Raw genomic sequence first — 21373 nt, forward strand, 5'->3', positions numbered from 1 at the left:
GATGCGGGGCCTCCCGCACCGCGCCATCGTGCGCGGCGGACTCCTTCAGGCGAGCGCGGCCGCGATGTGGCCGGCCGTGCCCACGGCCAGAGCGACGGACGTGAGCGTCGGATTGCAGGCCGTGGCGGTCGGAATGGCGCCGTTGCCGGCGACGTAGAGACCACCCGTGCCCCACACCTGACCGTCCGGGTCGCACACGCTGGTGCCGTCGTCCGTCTCCCCCATCCGTACGGTGCCCTGGTAGTGCAGGGAGGATCCGAGCGGGAGGGTGATCGGCTCGGGGTCGAGGGGTGTGCCGAGGGCTTCGGCCGCGCGCCGGACCGTCTTGCGGGCGGCCTCCAAGGTGGCACGGTCGCGGTCGGTGAGGGTGTAGTGGATCCGTGGGGCCGGCATGCCGTCGGCGTCGGTGCGTGTGTCGTCGAACGTGACGCGGTCCTCGGCGCGGAGGTCCTTGGCGCAGAACCAGCCGAGGCCGACGATCGAGCCGGGCGCGGGCACCTCGTCGTCGGCGAGCGGCACGGGTGAGGCGTCGAGCTGCATGACCTGGCCGTGGAAGGGTTCGGCGTCGGTGTACGGGACCCAGCTCACGCCGCTGTGCCGGGCGGCGGCCGTGGCTTCGCCGACCGCCGCGGCCCCGGCGTCGTCGACGTCCGCGAGCCGGGTCGCGCAGACGACCTGGTGCTGGTCGTTGAGGTAGCGGCCGAGCGCCGTGGGGCGGATGCCGGAGGCCCACAGCAACTGCGGGGTGCGCAGCGCGTCGGCCGCCACGACGACGGCCCGCGCCGCGACCTCGTGCTCCCCTCCGTGCACGAGGTCGCGGACGGTGAGGCCGGTGACCCGGCCGCGGTCGGTGTGCACGCGGCGGACGTGGGCGTCCGCGTGGAGGGTGAAGTGCGGGTCGGCGAGGGCGACATCGCCGAGAACCACATCCGCGCCGGACCAGGTGACACGGCCGTCGGCGTCACGGCGGACAGCGAGCGGCATGGCGCGCACGGTGCGCCCCGCGCCGCGACCGGTGTCGAAGGCGGCGGCGAGGCGTTCGCGGACGAGGCCGGTGAAGGGCGCGTCGTCGAAGGCGTCATGGCGTACGGCGAGGAGGCGCTCGGCCTCGTCGAGGAGGGCGTCCAGGCCGGGCAGGAAGTCGATGCGTTCGCTCTCGCTGGGGCGGGGGCAGGCGCCGGTCCAATGGGCTCCCATGCCGCCGACGTTGCGGGACATCGCGGCGGCGGGCAGGCCGTCCTCGCCGGGGGTGCGGTAGCCGTCGGGCAGCAGATAGGTGCCGGGGCGGGCAGTGCGGCCGTCGGGGGCCGGCCCGGACCCCTGGGAGCGGCGCTGGGCCTCGGCCCGTGCGGCCGGGTCGGCGATGCTCTTGACGTGCTGTCCCGGTGTCGCGGTGAGCTGAGGTCCGGCCTCGAAGAGGGCGACGCTCAGGTGTGGGGCGCGTTCGCCGAGCGTGCGGGCGACGGCGGCACCGCAGGGGCCGCTGCCGACGACGGCGACGTCGACGCGGGCGGGGAAGGTACGGGTCATGGCGGGTGCCCTTCGGTCAGCGGACGAGCGAGAGGGTCTTGGTGCAGCGGCCGCCGCCCGGCACGGGCATGTACGAGATGCGCAGCCGGACGACGACGGTGACACGGTGCTCGCCGCCCTCGACGGGTCGGCCCGTCTCGAAGGCGAGTTGTGCCCGCTCCCCCATCTCCCAGCGGTCGTCGGTGACATGAGGCATCCGGTCGAAGGTGTAGGTGTTGCCGTGCACGGTGAACGTGGTCCGCTCGGCCGGGACGGACTCGCCGTCGAGGGTGAGATCGACGGCCTCGACCATGGAGAGGAACAGGCCGCGGTAGTAGGGCATGCGGACCTCGACGATCCCACCGGGGCGCCCGTCGGGGCGCGGCCGGATGCCGTGGTCGTCGCAGACGATGTACTGGTCGAACACGAGAGAACTCCCTGAAGAGGAAAGACGGATGGGCGGGCGGCGCGGGTGCGTCAGTCGCCCTCGCCCAACAGCCGTGCCAACATGCGCTGTTGGCGGCGCACCTGCTCGACACTGTCGACGGCGAAGGCGTCCTGGATGTGCCGGTTGCCCTCGTACTCGCTGGACAGGTAGCCGTCGAAGCCGCCCTTCACCAGGACGGGGACGATCTCCTCGTAGGGGATGCTGTATTCGGCCTTGTCGTCGGGCATCTCGTAGAACTTGGCCTGGACGTGGTGGATGAAGGCCATGTGGTCGAGCATGTCGCGCGGGTCGGACCAGATGTAGTGGGTGGCCTGGCGGGCGAGGCCCGTCTCGACGGGGCCGCCGCCGCGGTAGTTGACGATGTCCATCAGGGCGTGGGTGTCGCCGTGGTCGTCGTAGGTCTTGACGATGTAGTCGACGAGGCGCGGGTCGGCACCTTCGCGCAGAGCGCGGTCACTGGCGACGCGGGGGAAGCGGCGCACGTACACACCCATGTCGGGCATGAGGCCGAGCACGTCCGGCCCTGCGCGGTGCATGACCGCCAAGTGCTCCTGGATCCACGGGTGTTCGTAGTGGAAGGGTGCGTGCACCTCCAGCAGGACGCGCACGCCGTGATCGGCGGCGTAGGGGGCGACCGCGGCCATGACCTCGGGCGGGAAGTTGACCGTCGCCTTGACGATCGGGGCGCCGAGGGCGACCGCGATGTCGATCTCGCGGCGCACGCGGGCGGCCTGCTCGTCGGGGGTGAGCATGCGGCCGGGGTGGAGCTTGGTGTCGAGGAAGGCGTTGGTGGCCGTGGGAGTGGTGCCGTAGCGCTTCATCCAGCCGTGCCAGTCGGCGACGAACGCCTCGGGCAATGTGGGGTGACCGGGTATGGACTGCTCGGGGATGATCTCGATGCCGTACGCCCCCATGTCCGCGGCGGCGGACACGCACTGCTCGACGGTGAGCGTGCGCAGGAAGTACTCCTCCTGGAAGGAGTAGAGGCTGACACCTCGGCGGACGGTGTGGGACGGGCGGGTGCCGCGGTCGTTTCGGGACGTCATGGGCGGCAGGAGCTCCTTCGGGTGTGCTGCTTCGGTCACCAACGCGACCTGCGCCGCCACCTTAGGTCCGGCCGACCGCGTTTTCAATATCTAGATTCTGTTTCTGTTGCATACTGGAGCACGACAGCGGGGCGGCCCGGCCCATCCGGGCCGCCCGTCGGGAAGCCGACCCCTTCCCGCGCCCGGTCGCCGCCGTCATCGCCGGATCCGGCGCTCCCCTCACAGGAAGTGATTCCATGTCAGCGACCGCAGCCGCGCCCACCGCGGCGCGGCCCCGCCGCGCACTGTTCCTCTGCCTCGTCCTCGTCACGGCTCTGAGCGCGCTGGACCAGACGATCGTCGCCACCGCACTGCCCGCCGTCACGGCCGAACTCGGCGCTCCCTGGCGGGCGTCCTGGATCGTGACCGCCTACGCCCTCGCCATGACGGCCACCCTCACCACGGCGGGCGCGCTCGGCGACCGGTTCGGACGCCGCCGGACACTGCTGGCCTGCATCGCGCTCTTCGTCCTCTCCTCGCTGGCCTGCGCCGCCGCGACCGACGTCACGTGGCTGGCGGCGGCCCGCTTCGCCCAGGGGGTGGGCGGGGCCGGGCTCCTGGTGCTGCCGCAGGCGGTCGTCGCGGACACCGTTCCGGCCCGACAGCGCGCCGCCTATCTCGGGCCACTGGGTGCGGTGTTCGCCGTGGCGACCGTCGCGGGGCCACTCCTCGGTGGGTGGCTCACGGACCTGGTGGGGTGGCGGCTGATCTTCGGCGTCAATCTGCCGCTGGGCGCGGCGGCGGCCCTGCTCGCGCTGCGCACCGTCCCGGCGACGCCCGGCGCGGCGCGTGCGCACCGGTTCGACGCGGCGGGCGCGGCCCTGGTCGCCCTGGCCGCGACCGCGCTGGTCCTGGCGACGACGGCGGCCGGGGAGGGCGCCTCGGCTGGCATGGTCGCGGCGGGTGCCGCCGGCTCGGCGGTGGCAGTCGCCGCGGCGCTGGCGTGGGAGCGGCGTGCCGCCCAACCGGTGCTGCCGGTAAGGGTGTTGACGGGTCGGACGCCGCTGCTGTGCTGCCTCCTCGCGCTGACCGCGGGACTCGGCCTGTTCGGGATGATCGCGTACGTGCCGATGTGGACCCAGGGCGCGTACGGGGTGTCGGCTTCGACCGCCGGGCTGATGCTGCTCCCCATCACCGTGGGGATCACGCTCGGCATGAACCTGTCGGGGCGGCTGGTCGGCAGTTTCGGGCGGTGGCGCGCGTTCCCGCGGGCGGGCAGTGTGCTCGCGGCCCTCGCGGCCACGGGCCTCGCACTCGGCGCCGGCGGGGACGGCGGGCCGGGCCTTCCGCTGCCACTGGCGGCTGCGTTGTTGGGCTTGCTCGGGCTCGGCGCAGGGCTGTTCATGCAGGTCGTGGTGGTGGTCGCGCAGGACGCCGGCCCGGCGGGATCGGTGGGAGCGGTCACGTCGGCGATGGCGTTCGTACGGGAGATCGGTGTGACGGTGGGAGCGGCGGGGCTCGGCGCGCTCGCCGCCCACGGCCTGGCCGCGCGCGGCGGCACGGGCGCGGCGTCCTACGGCGACGCGTTCCGCCCCGTCTTCACGGCGGCGGCCTGCTGCTTCGCCGCCGGGCTGCTCTGCGCCGCGGTACTTCCACCGCACCGGCTGGGCTCGGCCGCGCCGGAGCCGACCGACGTGTGAAGCGGCGGCGAAATTAAACAGAAGCAGAATTCTGATTGACGGTCGTTCCGTCGTGCTGCAGGATCCAGAGCATTCCACGTGACCGCGCCGCCGGTGGCCTCGCAATGGCCCAGCCGGCGCGCTCCTTCCTGTCCATGGCGCGCCGGGACGCGCGCCCGACTGAAGCTGGTCTGCGCATGGCATCCTCGACCTCGGCACGCCCCGACGGCATCGCCCACCCCGGCACCACCACTTCCCCCCTCGCCGCCGAGCCACCGCTGCGCAAGCGCGAGCGGGTGGCCTTCGGCCTGGGGGACGTGGCCTCCAACCTCTCCTGGAACATGGTCAGCAGCTTCCTGCTGTTCTACTACACGGACGTCGCCGGGATCACCGCCGCGGCCGCCGGAACCCTGATCCTCGTCGCCCGGTTCATCGACGCCGGCGCGGACGTCGGGATCGGCGTTCTCGTCGACCGCACGCGCTCCCGGCACGGCAAGGCCCGCCCCTATCTGCTGTGGTGCGCCGTCCCGTTCGGGATCGTGAACATCCTGACGTTCACGGTCCCGGACGTCTCACACACCCTCAAGGTGGTCTACGCCTGCGCCACGTTCCTCCTCCTGGGACTCCTCTTCTCCGCGCTCAACATCCCGTACGGCTCCCTGATGCCGATGATGACTCGCGACCAGGGCGAGCGTGCGGGCCTCGGCGGCTTCCGCGCGATGGGCAGCTCCGTGGGAACGCTGATCGTCACCGGCCTCACCGCGACCCTGGTGGTCGCCTTCGGCGGCTCGGCGACCTCGCGCTCGGGCTACTTCTGGACGACCGCTCTCATGTCCACCGCGAGCGTCGTCCTTTTCCTGGTGACCTTCCGGTACTGCAAGGAGCGCCACACCGACCTCGGCACACGGTCGATCACCCTGGGCGAGGAGCTCAGGGCCGCGGTCCGCAACGGTCCGTGGATGGTCGCCAACGCCTTCGCGGTGGTCAACTTCGTCCGCCTCAGCGTGATGACGACCGTGACGATCTACTACTGCATCCAAGTGCTGCACCAGCCGTGGACCATCTCCCTGCTGCTACCGCTCATCTCCGGCTCGCTCATCGTGGGTGGCCTGTCCGCCAAGCCGTACTACGCCCGGCTCGGACGGCGGCGCGGCAACATCCTCGCCCTCACCGCTTCCGGCGCGCTCTTCGCGCTCCTGCCGTTCTCCGAGGGGGTGTTGCCGGTGTTCATCCCCGTGTACTGCCTGGCATGCCTGTGCAGCGGACTCAGCATGACGTCGCTGTACACCGCCGTCGCCGACACCGTCGACTACAACGAGTGGCGGTTCGGCGTACGCAGCGAGGGGCTGCTCAACTCCGGCTTCAGCCTGGCCACCAAGGTGGGCACCGCCATCGGCGGCGCCCTCGTGGCCTTCGCCCTGGCCCGGGCCGGATACACGGACGGACACAACGCCCCCGACGCCGCGATCGCCACCATCAAGCTGCTGTACTACGGCGCTCCGCCGGTACTGATGCTCGCCCAGATCGGCATCATCGCATTCTGGCGGCTCGACGCCGAACACCCGCGCATTGTCAGCGAGTTGGCGAAGCGGCAACGGGCGCGGGCCTGACGGCACGCAGGCGCTTCTAGCGCCCTCGCCGCGATTTGTCCTTGCGTATGCGGCCGCCCCTGGCAACGCGGGCGGCCTCATCGGCATGTCCGGAGCCGAAAGCCCCCACAACTCCCGTCATTTCGCCGGGCCTTGACGAGGCCCCCGGGCCGGAGCTAACTTCAGAATCGTAATTCTGATTCTTTCACTGTGCTGGACTGCACCGCACTGATCCCAGGAGGCCCCCTCGTGCGCTTCTCCGCCTTCCTCGTCGGCCGTTCCATGGGCCCGGACGACGACGCCTACGTCCTCGACACCCTCGCCGAGCACGCCCTGGAGGCCGACCGGCTCGGCTTCGACGCGGTGTTCCTGCCGGACCACCACTTCACCGGCTACGCACCGATGTCCTCGGACCCGTTCCTGTTCGCCGCCCACCTGGCCGCACAGACGAAGAACGTGCACTACGGCTTCTCCGTGACCACGCTTCCGCTGCACCACCCGGTGCGCTTCGCCGAGCGCGTCAACCTCCTCGACCACCTCACCAAGGGCAAGGTCCTCGTCGGCATCGGCTCGGGCACCACTCCCGAGGAGACCATCGGCTTCGGCGTCGACTTCCAGGACTCCAAGGACCTGATGGAACAGCAGGTCGAGACCGTGCAGAAGCTGTGGGCCAAGTCCGTCGACGACGACCCGATCCAGTTCGAATACGGCCCCTACAAGGGTGCCGTCGTCCAGCGCATCGTGCCCGCCCCCTACAGCGAGCGGCGCCGCCTGATGAGTGTGGCGATGCGCGAGACCAGCACGGCGCGCGCCGCCAAGTACGGCTGGCCGGCCTTCATCCCCGCCTTCGTCCCGCCGATCCCCGCCAGCGGCGAGCCCTCGACCGCCTTCCAGAAGTACCTCGACGCCTACCGCGCGGCGATCACCACCTCCGGCCACCCCCAGGACGTGATCGACGACTGCCTGTCCTGGACCACGCACACCTACCAGTGCGTCCACGTCGCCGAGACCGACGAACAGGCTCGCAAGGAGCTGGAGTTCATCCTCCGGGGCTACCAGGAGGCGATCGACCGCGAGTACGCGTACAACAAGCGCGCCGAGGGCATCAGCGGCGTCGACCTGAGCAACGCGCAGGCACCGAACGCGCTCAGCGAGGAGTGGATCCGCACCTGGTGCCTGTACGGCAGCCCGGACACGGTCGCGCAGCAGCTCGCCCACTACGACGGCCTCGGCGTCGGCAACGTGCTGATGGGCTTCACCAACGGCCCGCTCACTCCCGAGCGTTACGCCCTCACCCAATCGTCGATGCGGCTCTTCGCCGAGCAGGTCATGCCGCGCTTCCGCACGGAGGGGACCCGATGAAGACACCACTGATCGTCGGCATCGGCGGCACCACCCGCCCCGGCTCCAGCAGTGAACTCGCCGTCCGCACCGCACTTTTGGCGGCCGAGCGGCGCGGCGCCCGCACGGAGCACTTCGGCGGCGACTTCCTCGCCTCGCTCCCCCACTACGCGCCGGAGAGCCCCGCCCGCACCCCTGCCCAGCGCACTTTGGTGGCGGCCGTCCGCGCGGCCGACGGCATCGTCATCGGCTCCCCCGGCTACCACGGTGGTGTCTCCGGCCTCGTCAAGAACGCCATCGACCTGCTGGAGGACCTGCGCGAAGACGAGCGTGTCTACTTCGACGGACGCGCGGTCGGCCTGGTCGTGACCGCCGCCGGCTGGCAGGCCTGCGGCACCACCCTGACTGCGCTGCGCAACACCGTCCACGCCATGCGCGGCTGGCCCACCCCGCTCGGCGTCACCCTCAACTCGGCCCAGAGCCGCCTGTTCGACACCGCCGGACACTGCCTCGACACCACGGCCGCCGCCCAACTCGACCTGCTGGGCGAGCAGGTGCACGACTTCGCCCGCCGCCAGGGACTCCCCGCGGCGACAAAGGCTGCAGCACGGGCGGCCTGAGCGCGGCGATCCGGCACCCGCCGTCGATCCATTCCGACCGGACGCACGCGTACGTGCGCCGCCTCTTCGTACACGCCCGACACATCCTTCCCCTCCCCCGAGGTGCACCACGACCATGACAGCCGAACCCGCCACGACTCCGCCCACAGCCCCCACCCAGCCACCGGGCCCCGACGAGCTCGCCCGGGTGACCGCGGGCCTCGACATGCACCACAGCACGCCCGCCCCGGACCTCTGCGTACGCGAACTGCGCCTGGTCGACGGCCCGATGGGCGTGGCGAGCACCCGCCTCGACGAACGCGACACCGCCCTGCTCGCCCCGAGCGCGACGGCTCTCGCCGCCACCTGGGACACGAGGGCCGCGCGTGTCATCGGAGAGATCCTGGGCGAGGAGTTCGCGCACGCCGGCGTCGATGTCGTCCTCGGCCCCAACCTCAACCTGACACGTTCCCCGCTCAGCGGCCGCTCCTTCGAGCACTTCGGCGAGGACCCGGCGCTGGCCGCCGCGCTCGGCGCCGCCTGGATCACCGGCATGCAGAGCCGGGGCGTGGGCGCCTGCGCGAAGCACTTGGTGTGCAACGACTCGGAGACCGACCGTCATACGTACGACGTGCGCGTCGACGACCGGGCGCTGCACGAGGTCTATCTCGCCCCGTTCGAGGCGGCGGCCCGGGCCGGTGCCTGGGCGATCATGGCCGCGTACAACCGGGTCGGCGGCCGCCACTGCGCCGAGAACCCGGAACTGCTGTCCCGCGAACTGCGCGAGCGCTGGGGCTGGGACGGTGTCACCGTCTCCGACTGGTTCGGCACCCACACCACACGCGGCGCCCTCACCGCCGGGCTCGACCTGGAGATGCCGGGCCCGGCCCGCCACCTCGGCGCGGCAGCCACCGAAGCCGCACGCTCCGACCCCAGCCTGCTGCACCAACTCCGGTACAGCGCCGCCCGGTTGGCACTGCTCTCCCGACGCACGCAGCGTACCGCCGAGGCAACCGCACCCGACGAGGATCACGCCCGCCGGGTACTGAGGGACGCCGCCGCCGACTCGTTCGTACTGCTCAAGAACGACGACGCGGCCCTGCCGCTGCCACCGGGCCAGGTGCGCTCCCTCTCGGTCGTCGGCCCGAACGCGGCCCACCCCGCCTACCAGGGCGGCAGCTTCGCCCGCATTCCGCTGCGGCCTGGAGTACGCACACCGCTCGACGCCCTGCGCGAGGCCTATGGTCCGGACACGGTCCACCACGCCACCGCCGTGTTCCCGCAGCACCGGGTCCCCGCCTTCACACCGCTCGGCCCGCGTGCGGCCGACTCCCCGGCCGAGCAGGGCTTCACGGTGACGTACCACCGCCTCGACACGAACGGCGGCGACACCACATCGGCTGGTGAGCCGCTCGCCCGCGACGTACGGGACACCAACCTGCTGGTCTGGTTCACCGCGCTGCCCGGCATCGGCGCCCTCGCCGACCTGCCGGACGGGCCCTCGGCCCTGGTCCACGCCTCCTGTCTGCTCACCCCGGAGACGACCGGCACCTACGACATCCATCTGGCGGGCACCGGTGACGTCCGCCTCCACATCGACGGGCTCGAGGCGGGCCGGGGCGGCTCGCGCGCCGAACCGGCCGACGTGATGGGCGCGCTGCTGCACGGCGATGTCACCCACGTTCCAGTGGAACTGACCGCCGGGCGCGAGGTGCGCATCGACATCGAGATGCGGTTCGGCGGCGGAGGCAAGGCGCAGGGTCTCTCGTTCGGTGCCTCGGCGCCCCGCCCGGCGGACGCGGTGGAACGCGCCGTCGCGACCGCCCGCAACGCGGACGCCGCGCTGGTGTGCGTAGGTGTCACGCAGGACAGCGCGCTGGAGTCCGCCGACCGCGACACCCTGGCCCTGCCCGCCGCACAGGTCGACCTGATCGAGCGGGTCTGCGCGGTCAACGAGCGCACCATCGTGGTCGTCAACGCCCCGCACCCCGTCGACATGCCGTGGGCCGAACGCGCCGGCGCCGTCCTGATGACCTGGTTCCCCGGCCAGGAGTACGGCCCCGCACTCGCGGACGTCCTGACGGGCGAGTGCGAGCCAGGAGGACGGCTGCCGCTGACGATCGCCCACCGCGACACCGACCACGGCGCCCTCGACACCCGGCCCGCCCCCGACGGCACCCTCTCCTACACCGAGGGCCTCCTGACCGGTCACCGCCACTTCGACACCCGCCACATCACCCCGCGCTACGCGTTCGGCCACGGCCTCGGCTACGCGGACATCACCTGGCACTCCGCCCAACTGCGCACCCCCGCAACGGAATCCGTCGCGCTGATCGCGGTCCGGCTCGGCTGCGGCCCGCAGCGAGCCGGCAAGGAGGTGGTGCAGGTGTACCTGTCGCCGCGCGCGGCGGACGGCGCTCCGATCGAGGACCGCCCCGAACAGCAGCTCGCGGGCTTCTCAGCCGTACGCCTTGCTCCGGGTGAGGAACGCGAGGTCACCGTTGAGCTGGAGCCACGGGCCTTCTCCTGGTGGTACGAGGAGTCAGCAGCCTGGCGTGTGCGCCCCGGCCGCTGGGACATCCGGGTGGCCCGCTCCAGCCGCGACGTCTTCGCCCGCTTCACGGTCTGGACCGACACCGAGGGCCGCCTCTGCCACGGACCGGAGAACGGCTGACGCGTGACGTGCCGAGGCACATGTGCCCAGGTCCACATACGCAGCCGAGACCGGCTGGGCGGAGTGCCCCCAAGCGACCCCGGTCTCAGCTGTCGTCCGACGCCGCTCCGGGCGCGTTGGTGTGCTGGGACGAGGCGGTCAGCGCCATGTAGGACAGCCGCAGGTGCGCTTCCATGACGGCGCGGGCCGTGGCGCTGTCGTGCGCCGCGATCGCGGTGACCAGTTGCCGGTGGTCCTGGAGGCTCCGCTGGAGTTGCAGGTCGTCGTAGAACTGGAACGAGCCGAGCATGAGGGGGGCACGGGTCAGGTTGGCGGCGATGTTGTAGAGCCGCGGGGAGGCCGCGCATTCCAGTACGAGCTGATGCAACTCGTGGTTCTGGCGGGCGAGTTCGTCGCGGAAGCGGTCGCCGCGGACCTGCTCGCAGGCCTCCATCGCGTCGCACAGCTTGATCAGCTGATCGAGCTGGCCGCTGGTGCGACGCTGGGCGGCGAGTTGCGCCGCGTAGGGTTCCAGCATGGCGCGGATCGCCATGACCTCGGCGGCGTCGTCGCTGGTCCAGGAGGCGACGAAGGCGCCGCGGTTGGCCTCGATGGTGACCAGGCCGTCGTCGCTCAACCGCCGCAGCGCGTTGCGGACCGGGGTGCGGCTCACCTGGTACTGCTCGCGGAGGGTGTCCTCGACCAGGTGGGCGCCGGGGGCCAATTGTCCGGTCTGGATGGCGGACTTCAGCGCGAGATAGATGGCATCAGCCGGTCGTCCCATCGCCACCCGCCTCCTTCAACCGTTGTGGACCCCGGCAAGCCTAGTCGACTGGATCACCGGCCCGTCCAGGTCAGGGCCGCGGCAGCCCGAGGAGTTCCAGTGTGCTCGCACCGGTGCGGATGCGGTCGCGGAAGCCGGCCTCCTTGGCGGCCCTGGCCTCGGAGGCGGCAAGGGCTTCGTCCGTCTGGTGGGCGGGGACGCGGACGAGGCCGTCGGCGTCGCCGAGGATGATGTCACCGGGCTCGACGCGGACCCCGCCGACGCGGACGGGCACGTTGATCCGGCCGGGCACCGCCTTGCTCGTGCCCTTAATCGACAGTCCGCGGGTGAAGACGGGGAAGCCGCTGGCGATGATGTCCCGGCTGTCGCGGACCGCTCCGTCGATGACCAGTCCGGCCAGGCCACGCTCCTGGGCGGCGCAGGTCAGCACGTCGCCCCAGGGCCCGGCTTCGAGGTACCCCTTGGCGTCCACGACGAGGACGTCGCCGGGGCCGGCTTCCAGGAGGGCGAGGTGGATGTACCAGTTGTCGGCGGGCGGCAGGTCGAGTGTCACCGCGGTGCCGACGAGGGTGCGGGAGGGGTCCAGGGGCTTGAGGCCGGCGTCGAAGGCCCCGAACTGGCCGTTGGCCTCGTAGACCGTGGCCGCTCCCAGTTCACCGAGCCGGTCGAGACTCTTCTGGTCGGGGCGGGCTGCTTGCGTGCGGACTGTTTGCGTGAGGGGCATGGATCTTCCGTTTCGTTGCTGGTGGACGGTCAGGACTGCTGCGTGGTCAGGACTGATGGGAGGTCAGGAAGCGTCGTGAGCAGGGGCCTTGGGCAGGCCGGTCCGGTCGGGCGCGGATGCCGAGCGGGCGGTCGCTTCGGCCTCGCGGACGAACCGGAGGCGTACGACGAGCAGGCCGGAGACGACGAGGACGGCGGCGACGATGGCCAGGCCGGTGTAGATGCTGCCCGTCGCGCCCTCCAAGGCGCCGAACCCGTACGGACCGACGAAGCCGCCGAGGTTGGCGATGGAGTTGATCGAGGCCATGCCCACGGCGGCCGCCGATCCGGTCATGAACAGCGAGGGCAGCGACCAGAACGGTCCGTAGGTCGCGTACACGGCCACCGTGATCACGGTGAGCAGGAGCAGGGACAGTACGAGGCTGCCCTCCACCAGGACCATGGCGCACAGGCCCGCGGCCGCGGTGAACAGTGGAATGGCCACGTGCCAGCGGCGCTCCCGCAGCCGGTCCGAGCGTCGGGCCCACCAGACCATGAACACGGCCGCCACGGCGTAGGGCAGGGCGCTGAGCAGGCCGACGGAGGTGTTGCTGAGGCTGTCCTGAAGCCCGTTGACGATCTGCGGGGTGAAGAAGGCCAGGACATAGATGGCGACGGACTTGCTGTAGTAGATCAGCGCCAGGGCCAGGGTGCGCCAGCCCGCCAGGCTGCGCCAGAAGCCGACTTGGCGGTGCCGCGCTTCCTTGGCCGCGTTCTCCGCTTCCAGTGTGCGGCCGAGCCACTGCTTCTCGTCGGCCGTCAGCCAGCGTGCGGACTGCGGGGAGTCGGTGAGGAGGAACAGTGTCACCAGGCCGAGCAGGACGGCCGGAACGCCTTCGAGGATGAACACCCACCGCCAGCTGGACACACCGAGCCAGTGCACGTGGTCCAGGATGAGGCCGGACAGCGGGCCGGCGACGAGCGTGGCGACGGGCAGAGCCACCATGAACTGCGCCACCACGCGGGCCCGTTCGCGTTCCGGGAACCACTGGCTGAGGTAGAGGATGACACACGGGAAGAACCCCGCTTCGGCGATCCCGAGGATGACACGGACGGCGGCGAGCTGCGTGAAGTTGTGGACGAACCCGGTCGCGACGGCGACGGCGCCCCAGCTGACCAGGATGCGGGCGATCCAACGGCGGGCGCCGACCTTGCGCATGAGCATGTTGCTCGGCACTTCGAAGACGAAGTAGCCGATCGAGAACAGGCCCGCGATCAGGCCGAATTGGGTGGACGTGATGCCGAGGTCGGCGTTCATCTCCAGCGCCGCGTAGCCGACGTTGGCCCGGTCGATGAAGGCGATGACGTAGAGGAGTGCCAGGAACGGCACGAGACGGATCTTGATCTTGTTGATGACGGCCGGCCTGTACTGTCCCGCCACATCGTTGGGGTGTATGGACATGACTCTCCGGAGGGGAACGGTGGGTTACGCGGACGGGTGGGTGCGTGTCATCGCTTTCCGGTGCGGGAGAGGCCGGCCAGCCAGTCGATGGCGGCATCGGCCGTCTCCGGCACGGAAAGGGACTGCTGGGCAGCGGCGTTGGTCGCGGCGAAGCGCTGCTCGGTGGCCCGGGTCATGGTGCTCGGGTAGTTGAGCTGTTCCAGCTGCTCGGCCGCCTGGGCCACCTCGTGCTCACGGCGTGGCGCATGCTGCGGGTGGGTGCGGACCATGGCGTTCAGCAGGGGGACGAAGCCGGTGCGGTCGACGTCGGCCAGTGATGCCCACAGCTGGTCGAGCACGCCGTACTCCCGGGCGGCGGGCAGGCACTCCACCGCCAGGCCCTCAAGGCCCTTCATGATCACTGAGCGCAGCAGTTTGACGCGCATCGCGTCCCCGGGACGGGAGTCGCCCAGCACGGTCAGCGGCGCGTCGAACCGCTTCAGCAGGCCGACGAGTTCCGGGTACTCCTCGCCCGCGTAGAGCAGCGGTGTCCGCGCCTTGCCCAGGGCGACGGATCCGGTGATGGCGATGTCGGCATAGCCCACGCCCGCCTCCTGGCACCGTGCGGCGGCGGTCCGCTTGTCCTCGGCCGAGGCGGTGCTCAGGTCCCCGATGGCGGCGCCCGTCGGCACGTGGGGCAGCAGCGCGTCGAGGATCGACGCCAGTGCTCCGCCCGGTGTCGCCAGGAGCACCACCTCGGCCGGGTGCAGCCAGGAGCCGGCCTCCCGGTGCAGTTCCAGACCTGCCTCGCCGGCCAGGGCGAGCGCCGTCGGCGCGGGAGCGGGATCCAGCAGGTGCAGTCGCGAAGCCGGCGTCTCCCGCACGGCTTCGGCATAGGCGAGACCGACCTCGCCGCAGCCAACAATCACGATCTCAGTCATCCGTGCGCCATCTCTCGAGGTAGGGCCGACCATCAGCCGGGGAGCGTGCAATAGAAGAACAATCGAGGATTTCTTGTGGCTCAAACCCTGCGATTATCGGTGCGTTGTACTTCTATAGCACTCTCCAGGTGGCGTCGTACACCCTTGTTCAGCCACCAACCACCCGGACCTCTTCGGGTCGCGCGACGAAACAGCTCTTGACGCCCACTTCACACGCAGGCAACATCCCTACTCATCAAGCGATAAGACTTATCACTCAATGAGAATCCCCTGGTGGGGTGGCAAGGAGGCCACAGATGCGCGTCGCGGTGCTCGGACTCGGTGAGGCGGGAGCGTTGTATGCGACCGGGTTCCTGGAGAACGGCTGGTCGGTCGCGGGATACGACCCGGGGGACGTACCGACGCCGGACGGTGTGGAGCGGGCGGGCAGCGTCGAGGCGGCGGTGGCCGGAAGCGATCTGGTGCTCGGGCTCACCGGGGCCAAGGCCGCACTGGCCGTGGCCCAGGAGGCCGCTCCGCACCTCGGGAAGGCCACGGTCTACGCCGACATGAACGCGGGCGCCCCGCAGTTGAAGGGCCGGATCGCGGACGCGGTGGGTGCCGCCTCCGAGGCCGTGTTCGCGGATGTGTCGGTGATCGGCTCCGTCCCCGCGTACCGGCACCGCACCGCGCTGGTGGCCAGTGGTCCTGGTGCCACCGTGGTCGCGGACCACTTCGGCACCCTCGGCGCACCGGTGGAGGACCTGGGCGGCGAGCCGGGAGCGGCGTCCGCCCGCAAGCTGCTGCGCAGTGTGTTCATGAAGGGGCTCGGCGCGATCATCGTGCAGACCGTGGAGGCGGGCCGGGCGGCTGGGGACGAGGTGTGGGTGCGCGAGCAGATCGCCGCCGAACTCGCGGGCGGCGAGGGCACGTTGGAGCGGCTGTACACGGGGACCGCCAAGCACGGCGAGCGCCGGGCGTTCGAGGTGTCGGCCGCCGCCGAGCTGATGGCCGACCTCGACCTGGACGCGGAGCTCGCCCGGGCGATCGGGCACGTACACCTGCTGGCGGCCCGCCCGGAGGGGCTGCGTGATGTGCCGCGGGTGTCGGACGAACTGCTGGCCGCACACCAGGACGTGGCCACCGCGAACATCGGGGACGCGGTCGACCGGCTGGGGCTCCTCGACTCCGGGATCCGGCCCATGTGGAGCGGGGCGCGTGCCATCGGGCGGGCGCTGACGGTGTGGACACGGGCCGGCGACAACCGGGCCATCCACGAGGCCATCAAGGTCGCGAAGCCGGGTGACATCATCGTCGTCAACGGGGAGGCGGACACCTCCCGGGCGCTGGTCGGTGAGCTGATCTGCGAGCGGGCCAAGGCGCGCGGTGTGGTGGGCATGGTGCTCGACGGCGCGGCCCGTGACATCGACGTGCTCGCCGAGATCGGGTTCCCGGTGTGGGCGCGCGCGGTGACACCGGCCGGTCCGTACAAGTTCGGCCCCGGACACGTGAATGTGCCCGTCTCAGTGGGCGGCCTGGTGTGTCGTCCCGGTGACCTGGTGGTCGCGGACGGCGACGGCATTGCCGTGGTGGCCGCCGAGGAGGCAGAGTCGGTGCTCGCCGCGGCGCGCGCGGTCGAGGCCGACGAGGCCGGCCGGCGCGCCACGATCCGCGCCACGGCGGCCGCGGCGGCAGGAACGGGAGACGCATCATGATCGCCGTATGGGCGCTGGGCTGCTACATCGCGGCCATCCTCATCTGGAACTCCGTGTTCAAGCGGAACATCGGCGAGGCACTGATCGTCGGCTTCCTGGTCACCGGCCTGTTCTCCGGTGGTGACATCGCCCATGTGCTGTGGAGCAGCCTGGCCGAGGCGCTGCAGGAAGAAGTCACCTTCGCCGCGCTCGCCTTCGTGTTCATGAGCTACGTCCTGGCCCGCACCCCGGTCCTCGACCACCTCCTGGACATCCTCAACTCGCTGCTCGGGCGGCTGCGCGGCGGCCCCGTCTACACCTCGACGGTCGCCGCGGGCGTGTTCGGTGCCATCGCGCACGTCGGCGCCGCGGTCACCGCCGCCGTCGGGTCGGTGACGATCCCGTGGATGAAGCGGTCGAACGTCAGCGGTGAACTCGCCGCCACCGTCGCGGCCGGCGGGGCGGGGATGGGTGTCACCTTCCCGTTCAGCTCCACCATGTTCATCCTCATGGGCTCGGCCGGCGTCGCCTCGGTGGTGTCGACCGACGACATCGTGCTGCCGCTGTTCATCGGCGGACTGTGGTGTCTCGGCTACCGGCTGATCGCCGCGTTCATCATGGTGCGCCGGCACGGCATCCAGGCGGTGGCCGGCGAGGAACTCAAGCCGCTGCGCCGCACGATGGGCGTGGGCTGGACCAGCCTGCTCCTGTTCGGCGGGATCGTCGTGCCGCTGCTGCTGACGCGCGGGCCGCTCGCCGGTGCGCTCGGCCGCTACCTGGACGGCGTGGAGATGTCCGACGCCATCAGCCTGATCACCTGGATACCCGTCCTGATGATCGCGATCGTGCTGGTGCTCGGCCGCCGTCATCTGCCGCGCGGCGGACAGGCGTGGTGGGAGCTGCTCGGCGGGGCCGCACCGAAGTTCGGCGTGCTCGGTGTCACCATCGTCGCCGCGTTCTCCGCGGCCAACGCGCTGGGTGAACTCGGGCTGCCCGCGCAGCTGTCCGACCTGCTCTCGGGAGTGGACGCGCCGCTGTGGGCCATGGCCCTGGTCGTCGGCCTCCTGGTGGTGGGTGTCGCCATCCCGCTGACGGCCAGTGCCACCATGGCCGCGATCGGACCGGTCGCCGTCTCCGCGCTGATCGGCGCCGGTGTCTCCCCTGCCACCGCCTGCGTCGCCGTGCTGATCTTCGCCTCCACCGAGGGTGCCTCTCCCCCGTCCGGCGCACCCATCTACGTGGCCAGCGGCATCGCGGGCGTCGACCCCTCACGCACCTTCATGCCCCTGCTCACGTACTACTGCATCCCCATCCTGCTCATCGGTGCCGCCGTCGCCACCGGCGTCCTGCCCGTCTGAACCGGAGGCCGTCCCATGACCGTCCGCACACTCCAGTTCCTCTTCCGCCTCAGCGTCATCGGCTTCCTGGCCGGCGGGTTCGTCGTCGTCATCGCCCAGGCCCTGGGGATCGCGCTCGGCGACGCCGGGTGGGTCGCCGCCGTCGGCGAGCAGGCCGGACCGCCGACCTTCATCACCGCGAGCGTCAGCGGCCTGCTCGCCTTCATCCTGTCCTACGTCGACAAGGAGAAGCCCGAGCCGGACGCCCCCGCCGCCGCGCACGACCTGCAACCGGCCGCGGGCTCGACCTCCCCCTGACGGGCGGGCGGGCGAGCACGCTCCTGGGAGGCCCGCCGGCGGGCTGGCGAGGCACGCTCTTGGGAGACCCGCGCAGCCGTCGGCCGACAGTCTGATAACTCTTATCAGGCAGCGGCACACCGGGTGCCGCGCCGACGACCAGGAGCCCCAGCCCATGGCCAGCCCATCCGCCACTCCCATGCGCTCGCTCGACCGGGCCTTCGACGTACTGGGAGTCCTCGAGGACGCCAGGCACCCGCTGCGGCTCAGCGACATCGCCCGCCGCGCGGAACTGCACGTGGCCACCGCCCAGCGCATCCTGAACGTCCTCGTCGACCGCGGCTACGCGGCCAGGGAGGACACCGGGTACGTCGCCGGCCCCGCGGCCGTCGCCACCGCCCACGCGTTCCTGGTCAACAACCGCCTCAGCCCGGTCGCCCTGCCCATCCTGCAGGAGCTGGCCGCCACCACCGGTCTCACCCCGACCCTGTTCGTCCGGGTCGGCCACTCGCGGGTGCCGATCGCACGCGTCGAGGGCCGCAACCCGCTGCGCTACCAACTCCCCATCGGCGACAAGCTCTCCCTCCACCTCGGAGCCGGGAAGGCCCTGCTCGCCTGGCTCCCCGAGGACGAACAGGCGGCCTACGTCACCGCCGCGACCCCCTTCACCAGGGCGTCGGGCCAGCAGGTCACCGCCGAGGACCTCACCGCCGAACTCCAGCGCGTACACACCGACGGCTACGCCCTCTCCCAGGACGAACGCGTCCAGGGCGTCACCTCCGTCAGCGCCCCCATCCTCAAGGACGACACCCTGCTCGGCGCCCTCAGCATCGTCGGCCCCAGCACGGACCTGCCCGAGGACGACCACCAGAGCATCATCACCGAAGTCCGCCACGCAGCGAAGGCGATCGCCGTGCGCTGCGCCTGACCGAAAGCGCCGCCGTGCCCCATCCGATACCCACCTACGCAGATCTCCTCGCCCGCAACGACGCTCCCTCCGGCTCCAGTTGGCACGTCTTCACCGAACAGCCCGAGCGCGGCATGGCCAACTTCGCGGGCCCCGAGCAGATCCTGCGCGCCACCCCCTGCGTACGCGAAGGGCGGGCCATCAGCCTCGACTACGCCCTCGACGCGTTCGACCCGCCCATGTCACGGGCCCGCGGCATCCCCACACACCACATCACCGCCAAGCACGACCAGGCCCGCGACGACTCCCTGGACGGCTTCCACCTCCAGGCCAGCACCCAGGTCGACGGGCTGCGCCACCGCCGCGCCTCCGGACACGGCTTCTACAACGGCGTACCCGATGACGCCATCATCCCGCGCAGCCCACGCCTCGGCGTCCAACTCTGGGCCGAGACACCCCTGGTGGGCCGCGGCCTGCTCATCGACATCGACGGCTACCTGCACGAGCGCGGCACCCCGCTCGACCACACCACGGGCCCCGCCCTCACCCCCGCCCTGCTCGACGAGGCCCTCGCGGCACAGCACTGCACCGTCGAGGACGGCGATCTGGTGCTCGTCCACACCGGCTGGGCCCACTGGTACCTCACCACCGACCCGGACACCCGTACCGAGACACGTGCCGCACGCCGCGCCACCGGCTTCGCCCAGTCACGCGAGTTCGCCGCCTGGTGCTGGGACCACCGCATCGCGCTGATGGCCACCGACACGTTCGCCGTCGAGGTCCTGCCCGTGCTTCCCGACAGCGACTTCCACGACAGCGCGCCCGAGGACGCGGGCATGATGCACCAGGAACTCATCGCCAAACTCGGCCTCCCCCTGGGCGAGTTGTGGAACCTGACCGCGCTCGCCGAGGACTGCCGCGCCACCGGCCGCTGGGACAGCCTCCTGACCGTGAAGCCCCTCCACCTCACCGGCGGAGTCGGCTCACCGGCCAACGCGACGGCGCTGCGCTGACAATCGAGATCGACGGGTGGACCGGCGCAGCTTCCGCGGTTGCGCCGACCCACCTCAGGGGATGCAGGGGACGCTCTGAATGGGATTAGAGTTTGTAGCCGCCGCTTGCCTCGATCACCTGGGGGTCACCCAGCGGCTCTCGTCGGAGGCCAGGAAGGCCACCACCGCGGCGACGTCGGAAACTTCGCCGAAGCGTCCCAGGGCGGTGTCCGCTTCGATCGCCGCCGCCATCTCGGGATTCTCGCGGCCGGCGGCGTTCATGTCGGTTCGCACCCAGCCGGGAGAAGGGCGCGCGGGCGTGTGTGAGCGCGACGAGCGCGCCTTCCTTTGCGAGACGCGCGGCTATCGAGCGCCCGATACCTCGCGACCCTCCGGACGATGTGCAGGTCGGCACGTTCGATCGTCAGGATGTCGCAGTCCAGGACGATCTCACTGAACGGGCTTGACGCGGAAGAGGGGAAGAGCTTCTACCTCGAGCACCCGGTCTCGCCCGTCTCAACTGAGGCCGGCGGCGATGCCTCCGGCCCACGTCGCCACCTTCATGGATCTGGCGAGCGCAAATACCGTGCAGAAGTAGGACCTTGGCGGGGCAGTCCGGGCCGGTGCGTGAACCAGCCCGGACTGCGCTTGCAGACGCCTTACGCTCGCCCGCGGCCCGGCGCACCGGCGGCTCAGAGCCGGTCGGGCTCGGGCTGAGCGTCCTTTGTGCGACGCCAGTTGAGCAGCAGCACGTCGACCGCGCTGTGCAGAGTCGCCGCGGCCACCCCGTCGCGCAGCTGCGTGGAGAGGCCGAGGAGGAAGCCGTGAACCATGGTGGTCACCGCGTCGACGTCGGCGTCGGTATCGAGTTCACCGGCGGTGATGCCCCGCTCGACGCAGGCCCTGATGCGCACCCGGTCCGCTCGACGCTGTGCCGCGACGGTCGCGCACACCTCGGCGTGCTCATCTCCCGGTGCCCGCATCGTGCCGGCCAGCGCGATGAGGCAGCCGGTGGGGTGGGACGAGTCCGCCTGCATGTCGATCGAGCGGTGCAGCAGGCCGTTCACGGCCTCTCGTGGGCTGACCGTCTCGTCCTCGATGATGTCGGTGACGCTGCCCGGCCCCTTCATGTAGTGCTCGACGACCTGCTTGAACAGTCCTTCCTTCGAGCCGAAGGCGCCGTACAGGCTCGCGGAGGACAGCCCGGTGGCGGCTCGCAGCTGCGCCAGGGAGGTCGCTTCGTATCCCTGCTCCCAGAACAGCAGCATCGCAGCCTCCAGTACGGCCTCCGTATCGAAGGCGCGGGGGCGGCCGGCCGGCGGCATAGGGACCTCCTGCGTGAAAGACGAGCGTTCCGGCGTGGGAACACTTCCGTGGCTCCCATATTGGACCAATCACTCCACAAAATGCCACGCATCGAGACGCCGGGGCCGTGGCGGCTCATGGTGACTCCGGT

The 21373-nt window shown here is 71.1% G+C and carries 19 protein-coding genes; 10 read left to right on the forward strand and 9 right to left on the reverse strand.

Translation table 11 applies throughout. From position 1 onward, the window contains the following. Positions 1-45 precede the first annotated feature (45 nt). Genes ACYSUO_RS26720 through ACYSUO_RS26730 form a run of 3 tightly spaced genes read right to left on the reverse strand, consistent with a single transcriptional unit; the run spans position 46 to position 3003 of the window. Complete coding sequence (locus tag ACYSUO_RS26720) at positions 46-1530, reverse strand: GMC oxidoreductase (RefSeq protein WP_461778782.1); 1485 nt, start codon at positions 1528-1530, stop codon at positions 46-48. 16 nt (positions 1531-1546) lie between these two features. Next, positions 1547-1936: a C-glycoside deglycosidase beta subunit domain-containing protein gene (locus tag ACYSUO_RS26725; RefSeq protein WP_461778783.1), complete on the reverse strand. Its 390-nt coding sequence runs from the start codon at positions 1934-1936 to the stop codon at positions 1547-1549. A 50-nt stretch (positions 1937-1986) separates the two neighbouring features. Beyond that, positions 1987-3003 (reverse strand): sugar phosphate isomerase/epimerase family protein, encoded by a 1017-nt coding sequence (locus tag ACYSUO_RS26730; protein WP_461778784.1) that lies wholly within the window; start codon positions 3001-3003, stop codon positions 1987-1989. Positions 3004-3239: 236 nt separating this feature from the next. On the opposite strand from ACYSUO_RS26730, the gene ACYSUO_RS26735 reads away from it, so the two are divergent. The 5 genes from ACYSUO_RS26735 to ACYSUO_RS26755 all read left to right on the forward strand — a co-directional run bounded on the left by ACYSUO_RS26735 (position 3240) and on the right by ACYSUO_RS26755 (position 10864). Beyond that, a complete protein-coding gene (locus tag ACYSUO_RS26735; RefSeq protein WP_461778785.1) occupies positions 3240-4682 on the forward strand; it encodes an MFS transporter in 1443 nt (480 codons plus the stop codon). A gap of 176 nt (positions 4683-4858) precedes the next feature. Then, the gene (locus ACYSUO_RS26740) at positions 4859-6271 is read left to right on the forward strand and encodes an MFS transporter (protein WP_461778786.1); all 1413 of its coding nucleotides are present in this window, start codon (positions 4859-4861) and stop codon (positions 6269-6271) included. A 228-nt stretch (positions 6272-6499) separates the two neighbouring features. Further along, the gene (locus tag ACYSUO_RS26745; protein ID WP_461778787.1) at positions 6500-7612 is read left to right on the forward strand and encodes an LLM class flavin-dependent oxidoreductase; all 1113 of its coding nucleotides are present in this window, start codon (positions 6500-6502) and stop codon (positions 7610-7612) included. Next, a complete protein-coding gene (locus tag ACYSUO_RS26750; RefSeq protein ID WP_461778788.1) occupies positions 7609-8211 on the forward strand; it encodes an NADPH-dependent FMN reductase in 603 nt (200 codons plus the stop codon). Before ACYSUO_RS26745 ends, ACYSUO_RS26750 begins: the two co-directional genes overlap by 4 nt. A gap of 115 nt (positions 8212-8326) precedes the next feature. Beyond that, positions 8327-10864 (forward strand): beta-glucosidase, encoded by a 2538-nt coding sequence (locus tag ACYSUO_RS26755; protein ID WP_461778789.1) that lies wholly within the window; start codon positions 8327-8329, stop codon positions 10862-10864. Positions 10865-10949: 85 nt separating this feature from the next. Here ACYSUO_RS26755 and ACYSUO_RS26760 read toward each other — a convergent pair whose 3' ends face one another. The 4 genes from ACYSUO_RS26760 to ACYSUO_RS26775 all read right to left on the reverse strand — a co-directional run bounded on the left by ACYSUO_RS26760 (position 10950) and on the right by ACYSUO_RS26775 (position 14711). Then, complete coding sequence (locus ACYSUO_RS26760) at positions 10950-11627, reverse strand: GntR family transcriptional regulator (protein ID WP_461778790.1); 678 nt, start codon at positions 11625-11627, stop codon at positions 10950-10952. A 70-nt stretch (positions 11628-11697) separates the two neighbouring features. Next, positions 11698-12351 carry a 4-carboxy-4-hydroxy-2-oxoadipate aldolase/oxaloacetate decarboxylase gene (locus ACYSUO_RS26765; protein ID WP_461778791.1) on the reverse strand — a complete coding sequence of 218 codons (654 nt, stop codon included), beginning with the start codon at positions 12349-12351 and terminating at the stop codon, positions 11698-11700. A gap of 63 nt (positions 12352-12414) precedes the next feature. Beyond that, positions 12415-13791, reverse strand: a complete 1377-nt coding sequence (locus ACYSUO_RS26770) for an MFS transporter (protein WP_461778792.1) — start codon at positions 13789-13791, stop codon at positions 12415-12417. Positions 13792-13838: 47 nt separating this feature from the next. Further along, a complete protein-coding gene (locus ACYSUO_RS26775; protein ID WP_461778793.1) occupies positions 13839-14711 on the reverse strand; it encodes a DUF1932 domain-containing protein in 873 nt (290 codons plus the stop codon). A 296-nt stretch (positions 14712-15007) separates the two neighbouring features. Between ACYSUO_RS26775 and ACYSUO_RS26780 the strand changes: the two genes are divergently transcribed. From ACYSUO_RS26780 to ACYSUO_RS26800, 5 genes are all read left to right on the forward strand, one after another. After that, positions 15008-16405 carry an RraA family protein gene (locus ACYSUO_RS26780; protein ID WP_461778794.1) on the forward strand — a complete coding sequence of 466 codons (1398 nt, stop codon included), beginning with the start codon at positions 15008-15010 and terminating at the stop codon, positions 16403-16405. Further along, entirely contained in the window at positions 16402-17742 is a 1341-nt protein-coding gene (locus tag ACYSUO_RS26785; RefSeq protein ID WP_461778795.1) for a TRAP transporter large permease subunit, read from the forward strand. The genes ACYSUO_RS26780 and ACYSUO_RS26785 overlap by 4 nt, the downstream gene beginning before the upstream one ends. Before the next feature lie 15 nt (positions 17743-17757). Further along, on the forward strand, positions 17758-18039 hold the full coding sequence (locus tag ACYSUO_RS26790) for a hypothetical protein (protein ID WP_461778796.1): 282 nt from the start codon (positions 17758-17760) through the stop codon (positions 18037-18039). Positions 18040-18193: 154 nt separating this feature from the next. After that, positions 18194-18946 carry an IclR family transcriptional regulator gene (locus tag ACYSUO_RS26795; RefSeq protein WP_461778797.1) on the forward strand — a complete coding sequence of 251 codons (753 nt, stop codon included), beginning with the start codon at positions 18194-18196 and terminating at the stop codon, positions 18944-18946. A 14-nt stretch (positions 18947-18960) separates the two neighbouring features. After that, entirely contained in the window at positions 18961-19938 is a 978-nt protein-coding gene (locus tag ACYSUO_RS26800) for a cyclase family protein (protein ID WP_461778798.1), read from the forward strand. 114 nt (positions 19939-20052) lie between these two features. Here ACYSUO_RS26800 and ACYSUO_RS26805 read toward each other — a convergent pair whose 3' ends face one another. Beyond that, entirely contained in the window at positions 20053-20211 is a 159-nt protein-coding gene (locus ACYSUO_RS26805; protein WP_461778799.1) for an SDR family oxidoreductase, read from the reverse strand. Between the two features lie 398 nt (positions 20212-20609). Beyond that, positions 20610-21242: a TetR/AcrR family transcriptional regulator gene (locus ACYSUO_RS26810; RefSeq protein ID WP_461778800.1), complete on the reverse strand. Its 633-nt coding sequence runs from the start codon at positions 21240-21242 to the stop codon at positions 20610-20612. Positions 21243-21373: the final 131 nt, after the last annotated feature.

The sequence above is a fragment of the Streptomyces sp. UC4497 genome (genome assembly GCF_054871485.1).